This is a genomic window from Sphingomonas sp. Leaf20, assembly GCF_001421535.1.
Classification (GTDB): domain Bacteria; phylum Pseudomonadota; class Alphaproteobacteria; order Sphingomonadales; family Sphingomonadaceae; genus Sphingomonas.
The window spans coordinates 170184-192675 of the sequence record NZ_LMKN01000001.1; the positions used below are offsets into that span (position 1 = coordinate 170184).

General features: G+C 63.9%; 34 protein-coding genes. 1 reads left to right on the forward strand and 33 read right to left on the reverse strand.

Annotated elements, in window-relative coordinates; genetic code table 11:
* Positions 1 to 72: 72 nt before the first annotated feature.
* The 31 genes from guaA to rpsJ form a co-directional block, all read right to left on the reverse strand.
* Positions 73 to 1629 (reverse strand): glutamine-hydrolyzing GMP synthase, encoded by a 1557-nt coding sequence (guaA, locus tag ASE72_RS00705; protein ID WP_056015517.1) that lies wholly within the window; start codon positions 1627 to 1629, stop codon positions 73 to 75.
* Between the two features lie 94 nt (positions 1630 to 1723).
* The gene (gene rplQ / locus ASE72_RS00710) at positions 1724 to 2146 is read right to left on the reverse strand and encodes a 50S ribosomal protein L17 (protein WP_056015519.1); all 423 of its coding nucleotides are present in this window, start codon (positions 2144 to 2146) and stop codon (positions 1724 to 1726) included.
* Positions 2147 to 2312: 166 nt separating this feature from the next.
* A complete protein-coding gene (locus ASE72_RS00715) occupies positions 2313 to 3383 on the reverse strand; it encodes a DNA-directed RNA polymerase subunit alpha (protein WP_031395236.1) in 1071 nt (356 codons plus the stop codon).
* A 100-nt stretch (positions 3384 to 3483) separates the two neighbouring features.
* Positions 3484 to 3873, reverse strand: a complete 390-nt coding sequence (gene rpsK, locus ASE72_RS00720) for a 30S ribosomal protein S11 (RefSeq protein WP_031395237.1) — start codon at positions 3871 to 3873, stop codon at positions 3484 to 3486.
* An 80-nt stretch (positions 3874 to 3953) separates the two neighbouring features.
* Positions 3954 to 4322, reverse strand: a complete 369-nt coding sequence (rpsM, locus tag ASE72_RS00725; RefSeq protein ID WP_056015521.1) for a 30S ribosomal protein S13 — start codon at positions 4320 to 4322, stop codon at positions 3954 to 3956.
* A 196-nt stretch (positions 4323 to 4518) separates the two neighbouring features.
* Entirely contained in the window at positions 4519 to 4752 is a 234-nt protein-coding gene (locus tag ASE72_RS00730) for a hypothetical protein (protein WP_056015524.1), read from the reverse strand.
* 80 nt (positions 4753 to 4832) lie between these two features.
* Positions 4833 to 6176 carry a sensor histidine kinase gene (locus ASE72_RS00735; protein ID WP_056015526.1) on the reverse strand — a complete coding sequence of 448 codons (1344 nt, stop codon included), beginning with the start codon at positions 6174 to 6176 and terminating at the stop codon, positions 4833 to 4835.
* A gap of 6 nt (positions 6177 to 6182) precedes the next feature.
* Positions 6183 to 6875 carry a winged helix-turn-helix domain-containing protein gene (locus tag ASE72_RS00740; RefSeq protein WP_056018595.1) on the reverse strand — a complete coding sequence of 231 codons (693 nt, stop codon included), beginning with the start codon at positions 6873 to 6875 and terminating at the stop codon, positions 6183 to 6185.
* A 227-nt stretch (positions 6876 to 7102) separates the two neighbouring features.
* Entirely contained in the window at positions 7103 to 7753 is a 651-nt protein-coding gene (locus ASE72_RS00745) for an adenylate kinase (protein ID WP_056018598.1), read from the reverse strand.
* 51 nt (positions 7754 to 7804) lie between these two features.
* Positions 7805 to 9169 (reverse strand): preprotein translocase subunit SecY, encoded by a 1365-nt coding sequence (gene secY, locus ASE72_RS00750; protein ID WP_056015528.1) that lies wholly within the window; start codon positions 9167 to 9169, stop codon positions 7805 to 7807.
* Between the two features lie 387 nt (positions 9170 to 9556).
* Positions 9557 to 10099: a 50S ribosomal protein L15 gene (rplO, locus tag ASE72_RS00755; RefSeq protein ID WP_056015531.1), complete on the reverse strand. Its 543-nt coding sequence runs from the start codon at positions 10097 to 10099 to the stop codon at positions 9557 to 9559.
* Positions 10100 to 10206: 107 nt separating this feature from the next.
* Positions 10207 to 10383 (reverse strand): 50S ribosomal protein L30, encoded by a 177-nt coding sequence (gene rpmD, locus ASE72_RS00760; protein ID WP_031393747.1) that lies wholly within the window; start codon positions 10381 to 10383, stop codon positions 10207 to 10209.
* A gap of 6 nt (positions 10384 to 10389) precedes the next feature.
* Positions 10390 to 11181 carry a 30S ribosomal protein S5 gene (gene rpsE / locus ASE72_RS00765; protein ID WP_082445708.1) on the reverse strand — a complete coding sequence of 264 codons (792 nt, stop codon included), beginning with the start codon at positions 11179 to 11181 and terminating at the stop codon, positions 10390 to 10392.
* 3 nt (positions 11182 to 11184) lie between these two features.
* A complete protein-coding gene (rplR, locus tag ASE72_RS00770; protein WP_056015533.1) occupies positions 11185 to 11541 on the reverse strand; it encodes a 50S ribosomal protein L18 in 357 nt (118 codons plus the stop codon).
* Positions 11541 to 12074 (reverse strand): 50S ribosomal protein L6, encoded by a 534-nt coding sequence (gene rplF / locus ASE72_RS00775; RefSeq protein WP_056015535.1) that lies wholly within the window; start codon positions 12072 to 12074, stop codon positions 11541 to 11543. Before rplF ends, rplR begins: the two co-directional genes overlap by 1 nt.
* Positions 12074 to 12469 (reverse strand): 30S ribosomal protein S8, encoded by a 396-nt coding sequence (rpsH, locus tag ASE72_RS00780; RefSeq protein WP_031393751.1) that lies wholly within the window; start codon positions 12467 to 12469, stop codon positions 12074 to 12076. Before rpsH ends, rplF begins: the two co-directional genes overlap by 1 nt.
* Positions 12470 to 12478: 9 nt before the next feature.
* Complete coding sequence (rpsN, locus tag ASE72_RS00785; protein ID WP_056015537.1) at positions 12479 to 12784, reverse strand: 30S ribosomal protein S14; 306 nt, start codon at positions 12782 to 12784, stop codon at positions 12479 to 12481.
* A gap of 157 nt (positions 12785 to 12941) precedes the next feature.
* Positions 12942 to 13565 (reverse strand): 50S ribosomal protein L5, encoded by a 624-nt coding sequence (gene rplE / locus ASE72_RS00790; protein WP_200916134.1) that lies wholly within the window; start codon positions 13563 to 13565, stop codon positions 12942 to 12944.
* Positions 13558 to 13875 carry a 50S ribosomal protein L24 gene (gene rplX / locus ASE72_RS00795; protein WP_056015539.1) on the reverse strand — a complete coding sequence of 106 codons (318 nt, stop codon included), beginning with the start codon at positions 13873 to 13875 and terminating at the stop codon, positions 13558 to 13560. The genes rplE and rplX overlap by 8 nt, the downstream gene beginning before the upstream one ends.
* Positions 13875 to 14243 carry a 50S ribosomal protein L14 gene (gene rplN / locus ASE72_RS00800; protein ID WP_031393755.1) on the reverse strand — a complete coding sequence of 123 codons (369 nt, stop codon included), beginning with the start codon at positions 14241 to 14243 and terminating at the stop codon, positions 13875 to 13877. The genes rplX and rplN overlap by 1 nt, the downstream gene beginning before the upstream one ends.
* Before the next feature lie 233 nt (positions 14244 to 14476).
* The gene (gene rpsQ / locus ASE72_RS00805) at positions 14477 to 14749 is read right to left on the reverse strand and encodes a 30S ribosomal protein S17 (RefSeq protein WP_031393756.1); all 273 of its coding nucleotides are present in this window, start codon (positions 14747 to 14749) and stop codon (positions 14477 to 14479) included.
* Between the two features lie 10 nt (positions 14750 to 14759).
* Complete coding sequence (rpmC, locus tag ASE72_RS00810; protein ID WP_031393757.1) at positions 14760 to 14966, reverse strand: 50S ribosomal protein L29; 207 nt, start codon at positions 14964 to 14966, stop codon at positions 14760 to 14762.
* A gap of 4 nt (positions 14967 to 14970) precedes the next feature.
* Positions 14971 to 15405 (reverse strand): 50S ribosomal protein L16, encoded by a 435-nt coding sequence (rplP, locus tag ASE72_RS00815; RefSeq protein WP_056015542.1) that lies wholly within the window; start codon positions 15403 to 15405, stop codon positions 14971 to 14973.
* Between the two features lie 15 nt (positions 15406 to 15420).
* Positions 15421 to 16128 (reverse strand): 30S ribosomal protein S3, encoded by a 708-nt coding sequence (rpsC, locus tag ASE72_RS00820; protein ID WP_056015544.1) that lies wholly within the window; start codon positions 16126 to 16128, stop codon positions 15421 to 15423.
* The gene (gene rplV, locus ASE72_RS00825; protein ID WP_037529220.1) at positions 16128 to 16505 is read right to left on the reverse strand and encodes a 50S ribosomal protein L22; all 378 of its coding nucleotides are present in this window, start codon (positions 16503 to 16505) and stop codon (positions 16128 to 16130) included. The genes rpsC and rplV overlap by 1 nt, the downstream gene beginning before the upstream one ends.
* A complete protein-coding gene (gene rpsS, locus ASE72_RS00830) occupies positions 16505 to 16780 on the reverse strand; it encodes a 30S ribosomal protein S19 (RefSeq protein WP_031393761.1) in 276 nt (91 codons plus the stop codon). Before rpsS ends, rplV begins: the two co-directional genes overlap by 1 nt.
* Before the next feature lie 3 nt (positions 16781 to 16783).
* Complete coding sequence (rplB, locus tag ASE72_RS00835) at positions 16784 to 17620, reverse strand: 50S ribosomal protein L2 (protein ID WP_056015546.1); 837 nt, start codon at positions 17618 to 17620, stop codon at positions 16784 to 16786.
* A 4-nt stretch (positions 17621 to 17624) separates the two neighbouring features.
* Positions 17625 to 17939, reverse strand: coding sequence for a 50S ribosomal protein L23 (locus tag ASE72_RS00840; protein WP_056015548.1), 315 nt, complete (start codon positions 17937 to 17939; stop codon positions 17625 to 17627).
* A complete protein-coding gene (rplD, locus tag ASE72_RS00845) occupies positions 17932 to 18558 on the reverse strand; it encodes a 50S ribosomal protein L4 (protein WP_055872651.1) in 627 nt (208 codons plus the stop codon). Before rplD ends, ASE72_RS00840 begins: the two co-directional genes overlap by 8 nt.
* A 2-nt stretch (positions 18559 to 18560) precedes the next feature.
* Positions 18561 to 19307 (reverse strand): 50S ribosomal protein L3, encoded by a 747-nt coding sequence (rplC, locus tag ASE72_RS00850; RefSeq protein ID WP_055872654.1) that lies wholly within the window; start codon positions 19305 to 19307, stop codon positions 18561 to 18563.
* A gap of 287 nt (positions 19308 to 19594) precedes the next feature.
* Complete coding sequence (gene rpsJ / locus ASE72_RS00855) at positions 19595 to 19903, reverse strand: 30S ribosomal protein S10 (protein WP_007406109.1); 309 nt, start codon at positions 19901 to 19903, stop codon at positions 19595 to 19597.
* Between the two features lie 298 nt (positions 19904 to 20201).
* Here rpsJ and ASE72_RS00860 point away from each other — a divergent pair, with 298 nt between their 5' ends.
* Positions 20202 to 20576, forward strand: coding sequence for an endonuclease domain-containing protein (locus ASE72_RS00860; RefSeq protein WP_056015550.1), 375 nt, complete (start codon positions 20202 to 20204; stop codon positions 20574 to 20576).
* Positions 20577 to 20675: 99 nt separating this feature from the next.
* Here the strand turns inward: ASE72_RS00860 and ASE72_RS00865 are convergent, their stop codons facing one another.
* Both ASE72_RS00865 and tuf read right to left on the reverse strand, forming a co-directional pair.
* On the reverse strand, positions 20676 to 21050 hold the full coding sequence (locus ASE72_RS00865; protein WP_056015553.1) for a hypothetical protein: 375 nt from the start codon (positions 21048 to 21050) through the stop codon (positions 20676 to 20678).
* 166 nt (positions 21051 to 21216) lie between these two features.
* Positions 21217 to 22410 carry an elongation factor Tu gene (gene tuf, locus ASE72_RS00870; RefSeq protein WP_031393767.1) on the reverse strand — a complete coding sequence of 398 codons (1194 nt, stop codon included), beginning with the start codon at positions 22408 to 22410 and terminating at the stop codon, positions 21217 to 21219.
* Positions 22411 to 22492 lie beyond the last annotated feature (82 nt).

The window sequence follows — 22492 nt, forward strand, 5'->3', positions numbered from 1 at the left end:
GAACCCTTGGGCGCGGCAAGCGCTACGAGCTTCGCCGCGCCGATCCCCTCACCCGCCTGGTACGCCGCGCCGTTATTCCCACTCGATCGTGCCGGGGGGCTTCGACGTGTAGTCGTAGGTCACCCGGTTGATGCCCTTGACCTCGTTGATGATCCGCGTCGCCACGCGCGGCAGGAAGTCGCCGGGGAACTGGAACGCCTGCGCGGTCATGCCGTCGGTCGACGTCACCGCACGCAATGCCAGCACATTGTCATAGGTCCGACCGTCGCCCATCACGCCGACGCTGCGCACCGGCAGCAGCACCGCGAACGCCTGCCAGATCGTGTCGTAGAGCCCCGCGGCGCGGATCTCCTCGAGGTAGATCGCGTCGGCCTTGCGCAGGATGTCGCAGCGCTTCTTCGTGACTTCGCCAGGGATGCGGATCGCGAGGCCGGGTCCGGGGAACGGGTGACGGCCGACGAAGATCTCGGGCAGCCCCAGCTCGCGACCCAGCGCGCGGACCTCGTCCTTGAACAGTTCGCGCAAGGGCTCGACGAGCTTCATGTTCATGCGCTCGGGCAGACCGCCGACATTGTGGTGGCTCTTGATCGTCACCGACGGCCCGCCGGTGAAGCTGACGCTCTCGATCACGTCGGGATAGAGCGTACCCTGCGCGAGGAACTCCGCACCGCCCAGTTTCTTCGCCTCGGCATCGAACACGTCGATGAACGTCTTGCCGATGAACTTGCGCTTCAGCTCGGGGTCGGTGATCCCGGCGAGCCCGCTCAGGAACAGCTCCTCGACGTTCACATGGATCAGCGGAATGTTGTACGCGCCGCGAAACAGGCTGACGACCTGCTCGCTCTCGCCCGCGCGCATCAGGCCGTGGTCGACATAGACGCAGGTGAGCTGCTCGCCGATCGCCTCGTGGATCAGCACCGCCGCGACCGCCGAGTCGACGCCGCCCGACAGCCCGCAGATCACCCTGCCCTTACCCACTTGCGCGCGGATCTCGGCGATCTTGGTCTCGCGGAACTCGGCCATCGTCCAGTCGCCGCTGAGCCCACAGACGTGCCGCGCGAAGTTCGCGATCAGCTTGCCGCCATCGGGCGTGTGGACGACCTCGGGGTGGAACTGCACGCCGTAGAAGCGCCGCGTCTCGTCCGCGACGATCGCATAGGGCGCGCCGGTCGACACCGCGACGGGGGTAAAGCCCGGCGGGATCGCGTCGACCTTGTCGCCGTGGCTCATCCAGACCTGATGCCGCTCGCCCTCGGCCCACAGACCGTCGAACAGCGCGCATGGCGACTTGACCTCGATGAAGGCGCTGCCGAACTCGCCGCCGTCACCCGAGACGATCACGTTGCCGCCGAGCTGTGCGGACATGACCTGCTGGCCGTAGCAGATGCCGAGGATCGGGATCCCCGCCTCGAAGAAATGCTGCGGCACCCGGGGGCTGTTCTCGGTCGTGACCGAGGCGGGGCCACCCGACAGGATGATCCCCTTTGGCTGCATCCGTTCGAACGCGGCCGCGGCGGACTGGAAGGGGGCGATCTCGCTATAGACGCCGGCTTCGCGCACGCGGCGGGCGATCAGCTGGGTTACCTGGCTGCCGAAATCGACGATGAGAATGCTGTCTGGATGCTCCATGTCGGGCGCATAGCCGGATGGGACCCGTAACGAAAGAGGCCGCGCCTCCCGGATGGGAAACGCGGCCTGCAATTCGACTAACAAGAGGCAGCGATTATGCCGCTTCGTTGTAATCCTCGTCCGACATCACCGGACCCGAATCCTGACCCTTCGCCGAGACGTCGCGGTCGACGAACTCGATGACGGCCATCGGCGAGGCGTCCGACATGCGGATACCGGCCTTGATGACACGGGTGTAACCGCCGTTGCGATCCGCATAACGGGTCGCCAGAACGTCGAACAGCTTGATCAGCTGCGCATCGTCGAGCAGCTTGGCATGCGCGAGACGACGGTTGGACAGGCCACCCTTCTTCGCGAGCGTGATCAGCTTCTCGATATAGGGACGCAGTTCCTTCGCCTTGGCGACGGTGGTGGTGATCTGCTCGTGCTTGATGAGCGCGGCGCTCATGTTGCGGAACAGGGCAAGACGGTGGGCCGAGGTCCGCTGAAGCTTACGGCCGCCTACGCGATGGCGCATGTTTAATACCTTTTCGTTCGTTCAGGGGCCGTATGAGGTACCCGGGAGCTGGTGGGGACGGCGGCCCACCCGATTATCCGTCATCCCAGCAAAGGCCGGGATCCAGGGTAGAATACGGTGCCGTCCGTTATCCTGAATTGCGTCAGGATAACGGACGGCTTCGCACTCAGCCCATGATTTCCTGCTCGAGCTTCTTGGCCATCTCTTCGATGTTCTCAGGCGGCCAGCCCGGGATTTCCATGCCCAGGCGAAGACCCATCGACGACAGCACTTCCTTGATCTCGTTCAAGGACTTGCGGCCGAAGTTAGGCGTGCGCAGCATCTCGGCTTCGGTCTTGCCGACCAGATCGCCGATATAGATGATGTTGTCGTTCTTGAGGCAGTTCGCCGAACGCACCGACAGCTCGAGCTCGTCCACCTTCTTGAGAAGGTACCGGTTGATCTGCTGCGTGTCGCCTGCGGGCTCCGCACCACCGGCAGCGGGTGCTGCCTGGCCGATCGGGGCCGACGAACGGGTGACCGACGAATCGTCGAAGTGGACGAACAGCGCGAGCTGGTCCTGGAGGATGCGACCGGCATAGCCGACTGCGTCTTCCGGGGTGATCGTGCCGTCGGTTTCGATCGTCAGCGTCAGCTTGTCGTAATCCAGGTCCTGACCGACGCGGGTCGGGTCGACCTTGTACGACACCTGACGTACCGGCGAGTAGAGCGCATCGACCGGGATCAGACCGATCGGCGCGTCGGCCGGGCGGTTTGCGGTCGCGGGCACGTAACCCTTACCGATGTCGGCGGTCAGCTCCATGTTGAGCGTCGCACCCTCATCGAGGTGGCAGATCACGAGATCCTTGTTCATGATCTCGATGTCGCCCGAGACGGCGATGTCGCCGGCCTTGACTTCACCCGGACCCGTTGCGGAGAGCTGGAGGCGCTTGGGCCCCTCGCCCTGCATGCGGATCGCGATCTGCTTCACGTTGAGGACGATGTCGGTCACGTCCTCGCGGACGCCTGCCAGAGACGAGAACTCATGCAGCACGTTCTCGATCTTGATCGAGGTGACGGCCGCGCCCTGCAGCGACGAGAGCAACACGCGACGCAGCGCGTTGCCGAGCGTCAGGCCGAAGCCACGCTCGAGCGGCTCGGCGATGAAGGTCGCCTTGCGCTTGGTGTCGCCACCGGCCTTTTTCTCCAGGCCGCTGGGCTTCTTGAGTTCCTGCCAGTTCTTTGCGTTGACAGACACTTGCTTCCCCTAATTTGGGGGCCGGCGGAAAGGACTCCCGCCGGCCATGAATATGCACCCGTGCCGCGCGATCAACCGCGCACGGGCAACGTCGGAGAAATCAGACGCGACGACGCTTCGAAGGACGAACGCCGTTGTGCGGGATCGAGGTCACGTCGCGGATCGACGTGATCTGGAAACCGACCGCCTGCAGCGCGCGCAGGGCCGACTCGCGGCCCGAACCGGGGCCCTTCACTTCGACTTCGATCGTCCGGACGCCGTGCTCGGCGGCCTTCTTGCCGGCGTCTTCCGCTGCGACCTGCGCCGCGTACGGGGTCGACTTGCGCGAGCCCTTGAAGCCCATTGCGCCCGCCGACGACCACGAGATCGCGTTGCCCTGGGCATCGGTGATCGTGATCATGGTGTTGTTGAAGCTGGCATTCACGTGAGCGACGCCAGAGGTGATGTTCTTGCGCTCGCGCCGCTTAATGCGCTGAGGTTCGCGTGCCATGGTGTATTTCCTGACCTGTATCTTCATGACGCCGGGCGGTCCCTTCGGACCGGCGCCGGCGGAGTAATCCGATTAAGGGATTACTTCTTCTTACCGGCGATCGGCTTGGCCTTGCCCTTGCGGGTGCGCGCATTGGTATGCGTGCGCTGGCCGCGGACCGGCAGGCCCTTGCGGTGACGCAGGCCACGATAGCAGGCGAGATCCATCAGGCGCTTGATGTTCATCGACGTCTGGCGACGCAGATCGCCCTCGACGGTGTGATCGGCGTCGATCGTCTCGCGGATGTGCAGGACTTCCTGATCGGTCAGGTCCTGGACTCGCGCCGTGTCGGCGATGCCGAGCTTGGCGACGATTTCCTTGGCCTTGGTCGAACCGATGCCGTGAATATAGGTCAGCGCGATTACCACGCGCTTGTTGGTCGGGATATTAACACCCGCGATACGTGCCATGAACTTGGTTCTCCTGCTCCACGGGCCCCGGCATGGCTGCACGGCGCCCATCTCCTAGCGATGATCCGAAACGCACGACGACGGCGTACGCAAAAGAGCGCCGCCGGGAACCGTCGTATCGGGAAAGCCGAATTAGGCGCGGGCAAACGAACTGTCAAGCCGTGGGTTCCGCGCGGTACCGCAGCACCGCGACGGTTCAGGCTGCGGGATCGACCACCAGCCGCATCGTCTGCCAGCGCCGGATCGCCACCACGAACCAGATCAGCTCGACCGCGCCGAACGGCCACGCGCCCTGCAGGAAACCATAGACCGACCCGAGCAGGCACCCGACCGCAAAACCGAACGTCCACCAGTGCGACCCCGCCTCCTTGGCATAGCAAAGCAGCGTGAACGAAACGGCAGCGAGGCCGAAGAGCGAGAGCGCGTCCATAGCCGCCCTTAATCCCGCCTACCCCGACAACGCCACCCCCTGCGGTAGCGAAACGGCGCACACCGGGCTTGGCGTACGACTTAAAAGGGCAGGACGATCCGCGCTACGAGGCCCGGCGCGTTGTCCCCGAGTTCCAACCGGCCGTCGTGCAGCCGCGCGACCGCCTCGATCAGCGAGAGCCCGAGCCCCGCGCCCGGCGTCGTCCGCGCGCTATCGAGCCGGCCGAATCGCTTGAGAGCCTGCGCGCGGTCCGACTCCGCGATACCCGGGCCGCGATCCTCGACCTGGATCACGACGCCGTCCCCCCGCTCGATTAAACGCAGCGTCACCGATCCGCCGGTCGCACCATGCCGCAGCGCGTTGTCGATCAGGTTCGCGATCGCCTGGCTGATCAACTCGCGGTGCAACGCCATCGGCATCGGCCGGTCGTCGATCGCGACCTGGAACGTCAGCCCGGCATCCTCCGCGACGGGGGCATAGAGCTCGCCGATCTCCTCGATCAGGTCGGCGGGCGACACCTCGATAAAACGGTCGCGCGACACCGATCCCGACCGGCTGATCTCGATCACCATCGTCAGCATCCGCATGACGAGATCGGTCTCGGTCAACAGCCCGCCAAGCGCGACCTCTCGCGCATCGGGGTCGGCGATCAGCACCGCCTGCTCGGTCTTGGTGCGCAACCGTGCCAGCGGCGACCGCAGATCGTGCGCGAGGCTGTCGGTGACGACGCGCAGTTCGGCCATCACGCCTTCGAGCTTGCCGAGCATCACGTTCAGCCGCGCGGCCAGCCGATCGAACGCATCACCGCCGCCCGCCACCACGCCGACGCGCCGCGACAGGTCGCCCTCGCCCGCCGCCTCGATGACGTTGGCGATCGCGTCGAGCCGTCGCCCGACATAGCGCGCGAGCACCAGCCCCCCGAAAATGCCGAGCGCGAGCGACAGCGTGATCGCAAACGCCAGCGCGCGCTCCATCGCGCGCTCTTCCGCCGCGATCAGGTCGAGATTGCGTCCCGTGAGCAACCAGTTCCGCCCGATGGGATAGAGCGCATAGCCCGTCTCCCGCGCCGCCCAGAGCGAATCATTGCCGAGCCGCGCGATGCGGAACGTCGTCGTCTTCAACGGGATCGTCACGCGGTCCGGCGCCATGCCCTGCAAACTGCGCCCGTTCGCGTCGAGCAGCGCGAGCACCTGCGATACGTCGCCCGGATTGTCCGCCTCGCGGATCGCCGCGCGAAGCTCAGGCAGCCCGCCGATCTGCCACACGGTGCGCAGCGCATCCGACTGCTCGGTCGTCTCGCGCCGGATCGCATCGATCGCATCCGCACTCGTCTGCTTCCAGACGAACCCAATCAGCGCGAGATTGGATACCAGCGACAGGATGATCGCGAGCAGCGCGATCCGTGCGGTGATCGACAGCCGCAACGCGGGTCAGCCGTCGACCGCGAGCCGATACCCTGCCCCGCGCACCGTATGCAGAATCGGCGTCGGGAATCCGTCCTCGAGCTTGCGGCGCAGACGGCCGATATGCACGTCGACGACGTTCGAGCCCGGGTCGAAATGATAATTCCAGATCTTCTCGAGCATCATCGTCCGCGTCACCACCTGTCCGGCATGACGCGCGAGAAACTCGAGCAGGTTGAATTCGCGCGCGCCCAGCGGGATCGTGTTGCCGCCGCGCGACACCACGCGCGCGAGCAAGTCGATCTCCAGGTCACCGACCGACAGCTTCGTCTTTTGCGGGTCGCTCGCCAGCCGGTCGGAACGGCGGACCAGCGCCTCGACGCGCGCGGACAATTCGGCGAACGAGAAGGGCTTGCACAGATAATCGTCCGCGCCCGCCTTCAGCCCGTCGACGCGGTGGTCGACCGCCGCCAGCGCGGACAGGATCAGGACCGGGGTGACGATCCCCGCCGCGCGGATCGCGCTGACCATCGCCAGCCCGTCGAGACCCGGCAGCATGCGATCCGCGATGATGAGGTCGAAGATGCCCTCGCTCGCGAGGAACAGCCCGTCGCGACCATCGCCGCACGACTCCACGGCATAGCCCGCCTCTGCCAATCCCTTGACGAGATAGCTCGCGGTAGAGGCATCATCTTCTACGATCAGGATCTTGCGGTTCACGGCGTCATCGCTTTCACCTGTCTCCATAACGGAAAGGCCGGCGGAAAGCACGTTTCCGCCGGCCCCCACGGTACCCCCGGGAGTGACGGGCACCGATCTCTGGAAACGCTTCCGGCCGTTGCTGGCCTTGGCGCTGCTCTAGGATCGAATGCCCGTCGCCGTGATGACCCAAAGATGACAATTTTGTCATGTTGCCGGCGCCGTTCGCGACGCCGGTCGATACGGGGTTATTTCTCGTCGAGGATCGCCGCGATCGCGGATCCGACATGCGCGATGTCCGCCATGCCGTCGACCCGGCGCACCAGGCCGCGCGATTCGTACAGCGGCAGGATCGGCGCGGTCTTCGCGCGATACTCCGTCATCCGGTTCGCGACGGTCTCGGCATTGTCGTCCGGGCGGCGCTTGAACTCGGTCGAGCCGCACACGTCGCACACGCCTGCCACGACAGGCTGCTTGTGCCGGTCGTGATAGCCCGCACCGCATTTGGCGCAGGTGTAGCGGCCGACCACGCGGTCGATCAGCGCGGTTTCGTCGACCGCGAGCTCGATCACGAAGTCGAGCGTCCGGCCGCGCTCGGCGAGCAGCGCGTCGAGCGCGTGCGCCTGCGCCTCTGTCCGGGGATAGCCATCGAAGATCACGCCCTCGGCCGTGTCCGGCTGGTCGAGCCGCTCGCCGATGATGCCGGACACGATCTCGTCGCTGACGAGACCGCCCGCGGCCATCACGGCCTTCGCCTGCAGCCCGACGGGCGATCCGGCGGCGACCGCAGCGCGGAGCATGTCGCCGGTCGACAACTGGACCATGCCGCGATCGGCGACCAACGTGGCCGCCTGCGTACCCTTGCCCGCGCCTGGCGGGCCAAGAAGGATGATATTCACGAAACGCACTCCCCTCGTTCGTGCAGGATAATAACTCGGTAACCCCGCATCTTAGCGAAGTCGACCGCCCTTCAGCTTCGCCTTCTTGATCAGGTCGCCATATTGATGCGCGAGCAGATGGCTCTGGATCTGCGTCACCGTGTCCATCGTCACGTTGACGACGATGAGCAGGCTGGTGCCGCCGAGGTAGAACGGGATCGACAGCGCGGTCACCAGATATTCGGGCAACAGGCAGATGATCGTCAGATAGGCGGCACCGATGACGGTGATGCGCGTCAGTACGTAGTCGAAATAATTCTCGGTGTTCTTGCCCGGACGGATACCGGGAATGAACCCGCCATGCCGCTTCAGATTGTCCGCGGTTTCCTCGGGGTTGAAGACGATCGCGGTGTAGAAGAACGAGAAGAAGATGATGCCGGCGCCGTACAGCAGCATGTACACGGGGCTACCGTGCTGCAGATACTGGTTGAGGGTGATGATGAAATCGCCCCACTTCGACTCGCCCGCGACGCGCTGGCCCGCGAACTGCGAGATCGTCAGCGGCATCAGCAGCAGCGACGATGCGAAGATCGGAGGAATGACGCCCGCGGTGTTGATCTTCAGCGGCAGATGGCTGCGATCGGCCTGCATCCCGCGCTGAGTCTGGCGCTTCGGATACTGGATCAGGATGCGGCGCTGCGCGCGCTCCATGAAGCAGATGAACAGCACGAGCAGGACGACCGCGACGATGATGCCGATCAGCTTGATTGGATCGAGGCTGCCCGAACGGCCGCCCTCGAGCAGGTTGACGAGGGTCGTCGGCAGATGCGCGACGATGCCCGCCATGATGATCAGCGAGACGCCGTTGCCGATGCCGCGGCTGGTGATCTGTTCACCCAGCCACATCAGGAACATCGTACCGCCGATCAGCGAGATGACGGCCGCGATCCGGAACGTCATGCCAGGCTCGATGACCGCAGCGATGCCCTGGTTCGCGCCGAGCGTCTCGAGCCCGACGGCGATGAAATAGCCCTGCACGGCGGTCAGGCCGACCGTGCCGTAGCGCGTGTACTGGTTGAGGCGCTTGCGGCCCGATTCGCCGTCTTTCTTGATCGCGGCGAGCGTCGGCGACAGCGAGGTCGCGAGCTGCACCACGATCGAGGCGGTGATGTACGGCATCACGCCTAGCGCGATCAGCGACATGCGGCTGAGCGAACCACCCGAGAAAGTGTTGAAGAAGTCGAGCACGCCGCCCTGCGTCTGCTGCGACAACAGGCCGAGCGCGGTGGGATCGACCCCCGGCAGCGGCACGTAGCTGAGCAGGCGGAAAACGATCAACGCGCCGATCGTGAACCACAACCGCTTCTTGAGGTCGGTTGCCTTTGCGAATTTCGAAAGGCTGATGCTTTGCGCCATCTGGTCGGCTGCGGATGCCATGCGTGTGATCGTCCTGGAAACAAAGAAGGCGGGATGCGTTATGACCGCCCCCCCCGCTCATATAGGCGCACGAGCGCGCTTGTCTAATGCCTAGGTGGGATATGGCGAGGTGGCGAGCCACCCGATCGGCTCAATTCCCGGGCCGTAGTACGGTCCCGCACCCCATGCCGCTCGTCCCGAGTAGCCGTCGAGCTTGTCGAGACGGCGTATCGAGGGACCGGCCTGTCTAGGTCTTGTACCTCGATACGAGGTCTCGACTACGCTCGATCTCTACTCGGCACGAACGGCACGGCATGTGAGATCAGGTGGGCTTGGAATTGCCGCGCCCCTAGGCAGCACGAACAAAAAAGGGAGGGAACGCACCCGGCGTTCCCTCCCCCTTCAAGGTCAGGCGTTGAACGACGCCTTGTGCGCCGCACGCTCCTTATACTTCACGCCCTTCTTGGCGGCAGCCTTCTCGGCTGCGGGGACGAAGTGGATCACCTCGACCTTGCCGCCGATCTTCTCGACCGCCTCGATCGCGCCCTTCGACGCGCCATCGACGGTGAACGAGAGGACCGTGGTCAGCTCGCCCTTGGCGAGGAGGCGGACGCCGTCCTTGCCGCCGCGTGCCAAGCCAGCGGCCTTCAGCGCGTTGTGGTCGAGCGTGGCGTTCGCCTCGATCTTGCCGGCATCGACCGCGAGCTGGATCGCGCCGAGGTTCACCTCTGCGAAGTCCTTGCGGAAGATGTTGTTGAAGCCGCGCTTAGGCAGACGCATGTGGAGCGGCATCTGGCCGCCTTCGAAGCCGGCGATGGACACGCCCTCGCGGCTCTTCTGGCCCTTCTGGCCGCGGCCGCCGGTCTTGCCCTTGCCCGAGCCGATGCCGCGTCCGACGCGCATCTTGGACTTACGGGCACCTTCGTTATCGCGGAGTTCGTTGAGCTTCATGGTAATGCACTCGCTTTCGCTTGTTACGCGCTGTGGAAATGGATTCTGGAATAAGAAAGGGGGCCGTTAGCCCCCTTCCCCGTATTTGTCACGTGGATCGTGAAGGCTCAGCCTTCGACCGACACCATGTGCTGCACCTTGCGGATCATGCCGCGGACCTCTGGGCTGTCTTCCAGCTCGCGGGTCTTGTGCATCTTGTTGAGGCCGAGACCGACCAGCGTTGCGCGCTGGTCCTTCTCGCGGCGGATCGGCGAACCGGTCTGCGTGATCTTGATGGTAGCCATGATCGCTTACTCCGTGATCGCAGCTGCGTCAGCCTCGGGGGTCTTCGACCCACCGTGGCCGAGCAGGTCGGCGATCTTCTTGCCGCGACGCTGTGCGACGGCCTTGGGCGAGGTCTGCTCGCCAAGGGCTTCGAACGTTGCGCGGATCATGTTGTAGGGGTTCGACGTGCCGACCGACTTGGTCACGACGTCTGCAACGCCCAGCGACTCGAAGACGGCGCGCATCGGGCCACCGGCGATGATGCCCGTACCCTGAGGAGCCGACCGCAGCGTGACCTTACCGGCACCAAAGTGACCGTTGCCGTCATGATGCAGCGTGCGACCGTCCTTGAGCGGAACGCGAACCATCTTCTTCTTGGCAGCAGCCGTCGCCTTCGAGATGGCTTCCGGCACTTCGCGTGCCTTGCCATGACCGAAGCCTGCACGGCCCTTGCCATCGCCGACGACGACGAGTGCTGCAAAGCCGAAGCGCTTGCCGCCCTTGACCGTCTTCGAGACGCGGTTGATGTGAACCAGCTTCTCGATCAGCTCTTCGCCGCCATCGTCCTGACCAGGACGACCGCCACGATTGTCACGACCACCGCGACCGCCATCGCGACCACCGCGGTTGCCACCCGGGCCACCGCTGCGGCCGCCGCCGGGGCCACCACGACCGCCACCGCCGCCGCCGCCGGGACGACCACGGCCACCGCCGGTGTTGCCCTGGTAGCCGGTGCTCTGCGGGACATTCTGAGCCGTGACGTCCTGTGCGGTCGTCTCGGGTGCGATTACCGCTGGCGTGTTGTTTTCGTCAGCCATGTCTTAGAACTCCAATCCGGCTTCGCGCGCGGCATCGGCAAGAGCCTTCACGCGACCGTGGTAGAGGAAGCCGCCGCGATCGAACACGACCTGAGTCACGCCCGCTGCCTTGGCAGCCTCGGCGACGCGCTTGCCGACCGAGGTCGCCGCGTCGATGTTGGCGCCGGACGTGTCGCGCACGTCCTTCTCCAGCGTCGAAGCCGAAGCGACCGTCGTGCCAGCGGCATCGTCGATCACCTGGGCATAGATGTGCTTGCCCGAGCGATGCACCGACAACCGCGGACGGGTGCCTGCACGTGCGCGGAGCGCGGTACGATTGCGGCGACGCCGCTTTGCGAAAAGAGAGAGACCCTTGGTCATTACTTCTTCTTCCCTTCCTTACGGAAGATGAACTCGCCGTCGTACTTGATACCCTTGCCCTTGTATGGCTCGGGCTTGCGCCACTGACGGATTTCGGCGGCCAGCTGGCCGACCTTCTGCTTGTCGGAACCCGAGATCTCGACCGTGGTGTTGTCCGGGGTCTTCACCTCGATGCCTTCCGGCACGTCGATGTTCACGTCATGGCTGTAGCCGAGCTGCAGCTTGAGGTTACGACCCTGGGCAGCGGCACGGTAGCCGACGCCGGTGATCAGCAGCTTCTTGGTGAAGCCTTCCGACACGCCCGTAATCAGGTTCTGCACCATCGTACGCTGCATGCCCCAGAACGCGCGAGCGCGCTTGGTATCGTTGGCCGGCTGCACCGAGATGCCGCCGTCTTCGATCGTGTAGCTGATCTCTTCGCGCAGCGGCATCGTGAGCGTGCCCTTGGGGCCCTTCACGGTCAGCTGCTTGTTCTCGATGGTCGGCGTAATGCCGGCCGGTACCGAAACCGGCTTCTTACCAATACGGCTCATCAGAACACCTCCGCGAGGACTTCGCCGCCGACGTTCTGCTCGCGTGCTTCGGAATCCGAGAGCACGCCGCGAGGCGTCGAGACGATGGTGATGCCGAGGCCGTTACGGACGCGCGGGAGTTCCTGCGAGCCGGAATAGACGCGACGGCCGGGCTTCGAGACGCGCGCGACATGCTTGATCGCAGGCTGGCCCTCGAAATACTTCAGCTCGATGCGAAGGCCGGCCGCGGGGCCCATCTGCTCTTCGCTATAGCCACGGATATAGCCTTCGCGCTGCAGAACGTCGAGCACGCGGACGCGCAGCTTCGACGCCGGAGTCAGGACGGAGTCCTTCTTCGCGCGCTGGCCATTACGGATACGGGTGAGCAAATCACCCAGGGGATCGGTCACTGCCATGATTAGTCCTTACCAGCTCGACTTCGTGACGCCGGGGATGAGGCCCTTGTTGGCCAGATCGCGCAGCTGAATACGGCAGAGCCGGAACTTGCGGTAATAAGCGCGCGGGCGACCGGTCAGCTCGCACCGGTTACGGATGCGGGTCGGGTTCGCGTTGCGCGGCAGGGCCGCCATCTTGAGGCGAGCGATCAGACGCTCACCATCGTCGAGCGTCTTGTCCGCTGCGATCGCCTTCAGTGCCGCGTACTTCGGGGCATACTGCTTGACCATGCGCTTGCGGCGCTCGTTCTTGTTGACTGAACTCAGTTTCGCCATCGACTTAAGTTCTTTCTTTCTTCTGCCCCCTCGCCCCTCCGGGGAGAGGGTCGGGGTGAGGGGCAGCCCAGCAGGACCGCGCCTCCAGTTTTCGGGCGGGGCAAGGGAGACTCACTCCCCCTCACCCCAGCCCTCTCCCCGAGGGAGAGGGAGTCTCTTACGCTGCCTTCTTCGCGTCGGCAGCGTCGTCTTCGATCGGGAACGGGAAACCGAACAGACGCAGAAGCTCGCGAGCCTCGTCGTCGGTCTTTGCGGTCGTCGTCACGATCACATCCATGCCGCGGACCTTGTCGACCCGGTCATAGCTGATTTCTGGGAACACGATCTGCTCCTTGATACCGCAGGCATAGTTGCCACGGCCATCGAAGCTCTTCGGGTTGAGCCCGCGGAAATCGCGGACGCGGGGAAGAGCGATCGTGATGAAACGGTCGAGAAACTCGTACATGCGCTCGCGGCGAAGCGTGACCTTCACGCCGATCGGCATGCCTTCGCGCAGCTTGAACTGTGCGATCGACTTCTTGGCCTTCGTCACGACAGGCTTCTGGCCGGCGATCAGCTCCATTTCGGAAGCAGCCTGGTCGACCTTCTTCTTGTCCTGCGTGGCCTCGCCGACGCCCATGTTCAGAACGATCTTGTCGATCCGTGGGATCTCCATGACGTTCTTGTAGCCGAACTTGTCGACCATCGCCTTGATGATCGTCTCGTCGTACATCTTCCGCATGCGCGGCGTGTAGGCGACCTCGGTGCCAGCAGCGTCTGCGCCCGTGTTCTGATCAACCATTGATCTTCTCCCCGGTCTTGACGGCCACGCGGACCTTCTTGCCGTCCTGCTCCTCGAAGCGGACGCGGGTCGGCTTGCCGTCGGCGGTCACGTGCGCGACCTTCGAAACGTGCATCGGTGCTTCCTTGCGGATCAGGCCACCCTGCGGGTCGCCCTGGGTCGGCTTGGTGTGGCGCACGGCGATGTTGACGCCCGCGACGACGACCTTGTCGGCCTTCGGCATCGACATGGTCACTTCGCCGGTCTTGCCCTTGTCCTTGCCGGACAGGATGATGACCTTGTCACCCTTCTTGATACGCTGCGACGCCATTACAGCACCTCCGGCGCGAGGCTGATGATCTTCATGTGCTTCTTGCCGCGCAGCTCGCGAACGACTGGGCCGAAGATACGGGTGCCAATCGGCTCCTCGTTCTTGTTGACCAGCACCGCGGCGTTGCCGTCGAAGCGGATGACCGTACCGTCTGCACGGCGGATATCCTTGGCGGTACGCACGATCACCGCGCGGTGAACGTCGCCCTTCTTCACACGGCCACGTGGCTGCGCTTCCTTGATGCTGACGACGATGATGTCGCCAACGCCCGCAACACGACGCTTGGAACCCCCAAGCACCTTGATGCACTGCACCCGCTTCGCGCCGCTGTTGTCAGCGACGTCGAGATTGGACTGCATCTGGATCATGGATCCGTATCCCTTCTCTGTCTCTGGGGTCGATACCGACCGAACCCCGCCTAAAAAATCACCCCGCCGCGGAAGAACCGCAACGGGGAGGAGCGGCCGCTTAGCCGTTCCCTCGGTGGAACACAAGGTTCCAATGTAAACCGTCATCCCGGCGAAAGCTGGGATCCAGAGTTGTCAGGTGTTACGCCCCTGGCTCTGGATCCTGACTTTCGTCAGGATGACGGGAACCCCGTTCAGCCCTCGGCCGAAGCCCGCTCCGGCGTCGCGTGGGTGTTGACCCGCTCGATCACCTTCCAGGTCTTCAGCTTGGAGATCGGTGCGGTCTCTTCGATCCGCACGGTCTCGCCCTGCTTGAACTCGTTGCTCTCGTCATGAGCATGATACTTCTTCGAGCGACGGATGATCTTCCCGTAGAGCGGGTGCTTCACCTTACGCTCGACGTTCACGACCACCGTCTTGTCGCCCTTGTCGGACACGACCAGACCGGTCAGCACGCGCTTCGGCATGATGTGTTCCTTACTTCGCGGCGTCAGCGCTGGTGCGCTGAGCCTGCAGGGTCTTGATGCGAGCGATGTCGCGGCGGACCTCACGAACGCGGCTCGGCTTTTCGAGCTGGTTCGTGGCGGCCTGGAAGCGCAGGTTGAACTGCTCGCGCTTCAGTTCGCCAAGCGACTCCGACAGCTGGTCGTCGCTCTTGGCCTTCATGTCGTCGATACGAGCCATGATCTTACTCGCCTCCCAGATGCGAGGTGTCGCCCAGGCGGGCAACGACCTTTACCTTGATCGGCAGCTTCATGGCCGCCCGCTCGAATGCCTCAGCGGCGATCCGGCCCTCGACACCGTCGAGCTCGAACAGAATCCGGCCTGGCTTGACGCGCGCGGCCCAGAACTCGGGCGATCCCTTGCCCTTACCCATGCGGACTTCGGCAGGCTTCGACGAGACGGGGACGTCCGGGAAGATGCGGATCCACAAACGCCCCTGGCGCTTGATGTGACGCGTGATCGCGCGGCGAGCCGCCTCGATCTGGCGTGCGGTGATCCGGTCAGGCTCCATGGCCTTCAGCCCGTAGGATCCGAAATTGAGCGAGAAGCCACTCTTGGCGTCGCCCGAAATCTTCCCCTTGAAGGCCTTCCGGAACTTGGTCTTTTTTGGTTGCAGCATGTCTGTTCCTGACCCTTAGCGACGATCGTCGCGCTGCGGACGCACGCCGGAGGTCTGAGCCTCCATCATGATCCGGTCATACGACGTCGGATCATTGCCGAGAATCTCGCCCTTGAAGACCCAGACCTTCACGCCGCAGACGCCGTAGGACGTGTGCGCCGTAGCCTCGGCATAATCGATGTTCGCGCGCAACGTGTGCAGCGGAACGCGACCTTCGCGGTAGCTCTCGGAGCGGGCGATCTCTGCGCCGCCAAGACGGCCGCCACAGTTCACGCGGATGCCCTCGGCACCGAGACGCATCGCCGACTGGACCGCACGCTTCATGGCGCGACGGAAGGCAATACGACGCTCGAGCTGATCGGCGATGCCCTGCGCGACGAGACGCGCATCGACTTCCGGCTTGCGGATCTCGACGATGTTCAGCGACACGGTCGACGACGTCATCTTGCCGATCGTCGAACGCAGCTTCTCGATGTCCGCGCCCTTCTTGCCGATGATCACGCCGGGGCGTGCAGCGAAGATGGAGATGCGGCACAGCTTGGCAGGACGCTCGATCACGACCTTCGAGATCGCGGCCTGCGGCAGCGTCTTGATGATGTACGCACGGATCTTGAGATCCTCGAGCAGCAACCGACCATAGTCGGCGCCCTCGGCGTACCAGCGGCTGTCCCAGGTGCGGTTGATCTGCAGACGCAGACCGATGGGATTGCTCTTCTGACCCATTATGCTTCTTCCTGCTCGCGCACGACGATGCGCAGACGGCTGAATGGCTTGAGGATGCGGGTCGACTTGCCGCGGCCGCGGGTAGCGAAGCGCTTCATCGTGATCGACTTGCCAACCGAGGCCTCGGCGACGACCAGCGAGTCGACGTCGAGGTTGTGGTTGTTCTCCGCATTGGCGATGGCCGAGGCCAGCACCTTGCGCGCTTCGATCGCCATGCCCTTGGTCGAGAAGGCGAGGATGTTCATCGCATCGCCGACCTTCTTGCCACGGATCAGCGCAGCCACGAGGCCGAGCTTCTGCGCGGAACCACGGATCTGCGTACCGACCGAAAGCGCCTCGTTGTCCGCGACCTTGCGCGGGCTGACTTGCTTAGACATCAGCGCTTGCCCTTCTTGTCGGCGGAGTGGCCGGGGAAGTAGCGCGTGGGCGCGAACTCGCCCAGCTTCATCCCGACCATGTCCTCGTTAACCGAGACCGGCACGAACTTGCGGCCGTTATAGACGTTGAACGTGAGGCCCACGAACGACGGCAGGATCGTCGAGCGACGCGACCAGGTCTTGATCGGCGAACGCGCGTTGGTGTCCTGGGCGGTTTCTGCCTTCTTGAGCAGATGAAGGTCCACGAAAGGACCCTTCCATACGGAACGAGCCATCGTTTAGCCCTTCTTCTTCGCGTGACGCGACCGGATGATCATCTTGTCGGTCGACTTGTTATGACGAGTGCGAGCACCCTTCGTCGGCTTGCCCCAAGGCGTGACCGGATGACGGCCACCCGAGGTGCGGCCTTCACCACCGCCGTGCGGATGGTCGACCGGGTTCTTGGCGACACCACGGGTCAGCGGACGGATACCCATCCAGCGCGAACGCCCTGCCTTGCCGAGGTTCTGGTTCTGGTTGTCGGGGTTCGAGACCGCGCCAACCGTCGCCATGCAATCGCTGCGGATGTAGCGCTGCTCGCCCGAGTTCAGGCGGACCATCACCATGCCCTTGTCGCGACCGACGACCTGCACGTACGTGCCGGCCGAACGGGCGATCTGGCCACCCTTCATCGGCTTCATCTCCACGTTGTGGACGATGGTGCCGACGGGCATCTGACCGAGTTCCATGGCATTGCCTGGCTTCACGTCGGTCTTCTTGGCCGCGATCACCTTGTCGCCGACGCCCAGACGCTGCGGCGCCAGGATGTAGGCCAGCTCTTCGTCCGGGTACTTGACCAGGGCGATGAACGCGGTGCGGTTGGGATCATACTCGATCCGCTCGACGATGCCCTCGACGTCCCACTTGCGACGCTTGAAGTCGATGTAGCGGTACTTCTGCTTGTGACCGCCGGCGATGCCGCGCGAGGTCACATGGCCCTTGTTGTTACGACCGCCGGTCTTGTGCTTGCCTTCGGTCAGCGCCTTGACGGGGCGACCCTTCCAGAGCGACGACTTGTCGACCAGGATGAGACCGCGGCGTGCCGGCGATGTCGGATTATAATGCTTGAGTGCCATGGCCTCAGATCCCCGTCGTCACGTCGATGGACTGACCGTCCTTCAACGTCACGATTGCCTTTTTCATGTCCGAGCGCGAATAGTTCGTGCCCTTCCACTTCTTGGTCTTGCCCTTCTGGACGAGCGTGTTCACGCCGACGACGTTCACGTCGAACAGCGCCTCGACGGCCGCCTTGATTTCGGGCTTCGTGGCGTCGTTGGACACCTTGAACACCACCGCGTTGTGCTCCGACAGGGTCGTCGTCTTCTCGGTGATGTGTGGCGCGAGGATAACGTCGTAATGACGGTTATCGATCGTGCCCTTCTGCTTCTTAGCCATGGAAGCGCGCCTCCAGCTTTTCGACAGCGGCGCGCGTCAGCACCAGCGTGTCATGCTTCAGGATGTCGTAAACATTGGCGCCGGCTGCCGGCATCACGTTCACTTCGTACAGGTTGCCCGCAGCGAATGCGAAGCTGGTGTCGACCATGTCGCCGTCGATGACGAGCGCACGCTTGCCGAAGCCGAGCTTGGCGAGATCGCCGAGCAGCGTCTTGGTCTTGCCACCCTCGACAGCCAGGCTGTCCATGATGACCAGCGAACCCGCCTTGGCGTGGCTGCTGAGCGCCATGCGCAGGCCGAGTGCGCGAACCTTCTTGTTCAGCGACGGGTTGAAGTCACGGACGCGGGCGCCGTGTGCCTTGCCACCACCGATGAACACAGGTGCGCGACGATCGCCGTGACGCGCCGTACCGCCGCCCTTCTGGCGACCGAACTTCTTGCCGGTGCGGGCGACGTCTGCGCGCTCACGGGTGCCGCGAGCCGTCTCGCGACGCTTCTCGAGCTGCCAGGTGACGACACGGTGCAGGATGTCGGCGCGCGGATCGAGGCCGAAGACCTCGTCGTTGAGCTCGATGTCCGCAGCGTCGGTACCGGCGAAAGATGAAACCTTGATCTTCACGCTCAGCCCTCCTGGCCGTCGGCTGCAGGTGCGTCGGTCGTTTCGGCCGGCGTGTCTGCTGCAGTGTTGCTGTTGGTGGTCTTGAGACCGGCGGGGAACGGTGCGTCGGCGTGGCGCGCGACCTTCACCGAGTCCTTGACGAAGAGCCAGCCGCCCTTGGAGCCAGGAACCGAACCCTTGACGAACAGGAGACCACGCTCGACGTCCGTCGATACGATCTCGAGGTTCTGCTGGGTACGATACTTGTCGCCCATGTGGCCGGCCATCTTCTTGTTCTTGAAGACCTTGCCCGGATCCTGGCGCTGACCGGTCGAACCGAGCGAACGGTGCGAGACCGACACGCCGTGGGTTGCCCGCAGACCGCCGAAGCCCCAACGCTTCATGCCGCCCTGGAAGCCCTTACCCTGGGTCTTGCCCTGGATATCGACGATCTGGCCTGCGACGTAGTGGTCGGCCGAGATCTCGGCGCCAACGTCGAGCAGGCCGTCTGCGTTCACACGGAACTCATGGACGACAGCCTTGGGCTCCACTTCGGCCTTGCCGAAATGGCCGCGCTGCGGCTTTGCGACATTCTTCGACTTGGCAACGCCTGCACCAAGCTGGACGGCGGTGTAGCCGTCACGATCCATTTCGCGAACGGAAACGACCTGATTGCCTTCGAGTGCCAGAACGGTGACCGGCACGTGCCGACCATCTTCCTGGAACAGGCGGGTCATCCCCATCTTCTTCGCGATCACGCCAGTACGCATGATCTTGTCCCTTCCTAGACAGAGGCCCCGTCGGACTATTCCTCGGGGGCTTGCGGACCATGTCCGGAGCAAGCTCCATGATGCATCCACCTGACCCCATTCCCGGCAAATGCCCTGAATGGAGTCGGATCAACCCGGTAAATACGAAACGCGCCCCGTCCCGGGCTGGTGCTCCTGCGAATGCGGGAGCGTGACGGGGGACGCTGCCCCGTCGGTTTGCACCGACGGCGGTATCCCAATGTCGAACGGCGCGGGACCGTTACCGGTCGACCGCGCCGCGCTCGCCCTTAGGCGAGCTTGATCTCGACGTCAACGCCAGCGGCGAGGTCCAGCTTCATCAGCGCATCGACCGTCTGCGGCGTCGGCTGGACGATATCCAGCATACGCTTGTACGTGCGCACCTCGAACTGCTCGCGCGACTTCTTGTCGATGTGCGGGCCGCGGTTCACGGTGAATTTTTCGATGCGCGTCGGAAGGGGAATCGGACCGCGGATGAGCGCGCCGGTGCGGCGTGCGGTGTCGGCGATGTCGCCAGTGGCCTGATCGAGCACACGGTGATCGAACGCCTTCAGACGAATGCGGATATTGCTGTCCATAGTCCCTACCGATGCGAAAGAGCGGGCCCGTTTCCGGGCTCTTGCTGGTTGATGTTTAAACCGAAGGCGGGCCATTACGGGAGAGTCGGGTGAAATGCAACCGGGGGGAGACGGTTTTCGACGGGTTGGCGGCGACCAAGGGAGCATTGGCCCACGCTGCCCTATCCTCCCCCTCCGACGCCTACGGCGCCACCTCCCCCTGGCGGGGGAGGATGTGATAATTAGCATGCGCTCACAAACAATCCTCCCCCGCCAGGGGGAGGTGGCACGCAAAGCGTGACGGAGGGGGAGGAAAGCGATGCGGCTCGAAGGATCCCTACCCGGCCGCGGCAACGCCAAGCGGCTGCGGAAACAGATGACCCCGCCGGAGATCGCGTTGTGGCTAGCGCTACGCGGCAACGAGGCAGGCCTGCGCTTCAGACGGCAACATGCCGCAGGGAGATACGTCCTGGACTTCTACCGCGCCCCAGCCCGACTCGCGATCGAGGTCGACGGCGAAGCCCACGACCACGGCAACCGTCCCGAACGAGACGCAACGCGCGACGCCTGGCTGGTTGCCCAAGACATCCGGGTTCTCCGCTACCCAGCCCGCGAAATGCTAGCCAGCCTCGACGACGTCGTCCGCCAGATCACCTCCATCGCACTTCAACGGCGAATCACACTTGAAAGCTAATCGCCCCCTCCCCCTCCGACGCCTCCGGCGCCACCTCCCCCTAGCGGGGGAGGACCGAGCCGGAAGCCGAATGGCAGAACTGGGGAGGGAAGCAGACGCTCAGGGAAAGCGAATAAGTCCCTCGTTGCTGCTCACATCGAAAAAGCCGACAGCATGCTTTGCTGCGAGACGATCAACTGCTGCGAAAGCCAATTCTGCCTGCGACCATGCGAAAGCCGCGTAGATGACCGACCTCCCGATCGAGTAGTCAGTAACCCTTAAATCGTCGCAATCAGTAGACGCTAAAGGGCCGTTCATCGGGGGGAATCCTCCAGATATCTCGGCGAACCAACCTGCTAGAGCAGGTGTTGTGACTTTGGGATCGTCATAGGAGTGTTCCTCAACCCACTCGGTCTGCGCACTATACCAGTTTAGGAAACCCTCGCGGTCGCGCGGAGCGATCCTTGGGTCGAACACCATCAAGTCATAGCTCATCGTGGCCTTTTGCCTGACAGGCGCAATGTCTGCAATTGGGCGCAAGCGGACTACCCCGAACGAGTTTGTCGAGCCACTTCCACACGCCCGCCCCAAACACGAAAAAGCCCGACCTCTCTCGCGAGAAGCCGGGCTCTTTTCGATCACCTCCCGAAGGAGAAGACGCTTACTTGTCGATCTGGCTCACGACGCCTGCACCGACGGTACGGCCGCCTTCGCGGATCGTGAAGCGCTGGCCCACGTCCATGGCGATCGGGGCGATCAGCTTGATGCCGAGCGACACGTTGTCGCCTGGCATGACCATCTCGGTGCCCTCAGGCAGCTCGACGGTGCCGGTCACGTCCGTCGTACGGAAGTAGAACTGCGGGCGGTAGTTGGCGAAGAACGGCGTGTGACGGCCACCCTCTTCCTTCGACAGCACGTACACTTCCGAGTTGAAGTCGGTGTGCGGCTTGATCGTGCCTGGCTTGCAGAGCACCTGGCCACGCTCGACTTCGTCACGTGCAACGCCGCGGATCAGCGCGCCGACGTTATCGCCAGCCTGGCCCTGGTCGAGCAGCTTGCGGAACATCTCGACGCCCGTGACCGTGGTCTTGCGAACGGTCGGGTGGATACCGACGATCTCGACTTCCTCGCCAACCTTGACGATGCCCGTCTCGACGCGGCCGGTGACAACCGTACCACGACCCGAGATCGAGAACACGTCCTCGATCGGCATCATGAACGGCTTGTCGAGCGGACGCTCGGGCTGCGGGATGTAGTCGTCGACAGCCTGCATCAGCTCGGTGACGGCGTCGGCGCCGAGCTTCTGGTTCGAACCCGAAAGTGCGCAGGTTGCCGAACCCTTGATGACGGGGATGTCGTCGCCCGGGAAGTCGTACGAGCTGAGCAGCTCGCGGATTTCCATCTCGACCAGCTCGAGGATTTCCTCGTCGTCGACCAGATCGACCTTGTTCATGAACACGACCATCGCAGGCACGCCGACCTGGCGTGCGAGCAGGATGTGCTCACGGGTCTGTGGCATCGGGCCATCGGTCGCCGAGACGACGAGGATCGCGCCGTCCATCTGGGCTGCGCCGGTGATCATGTTCTTCACATAATCGGCGTGGCCCGGGCAATCGACGTGCGCGTAGTGACGGTTGGCCGTCTCGTACTCGACGTGTGCGGTCGAGATCGTGATGCCGCGCTCACGCTCCTCGGGAGCCTTGTCGATGTTGGCGAAGTCGACAGCGGTACCGCCGGTCGTCTCTGCCAGAACCTTCGTGATCGCAGCGGTGAGCGACGTCTTGCCATGATCGACGTGACCGATGGTGCCGATGTTGAGATGCGGCTTGTTCCGCTCAAATTTTGCCTTGGCCATTGTTTCCTACCTTCTGATTCGTATTCCGGTGCCACACCGGGAACCGCGCGAACGCGGCCCCATAGCGGCTGTTAAAGCCTGA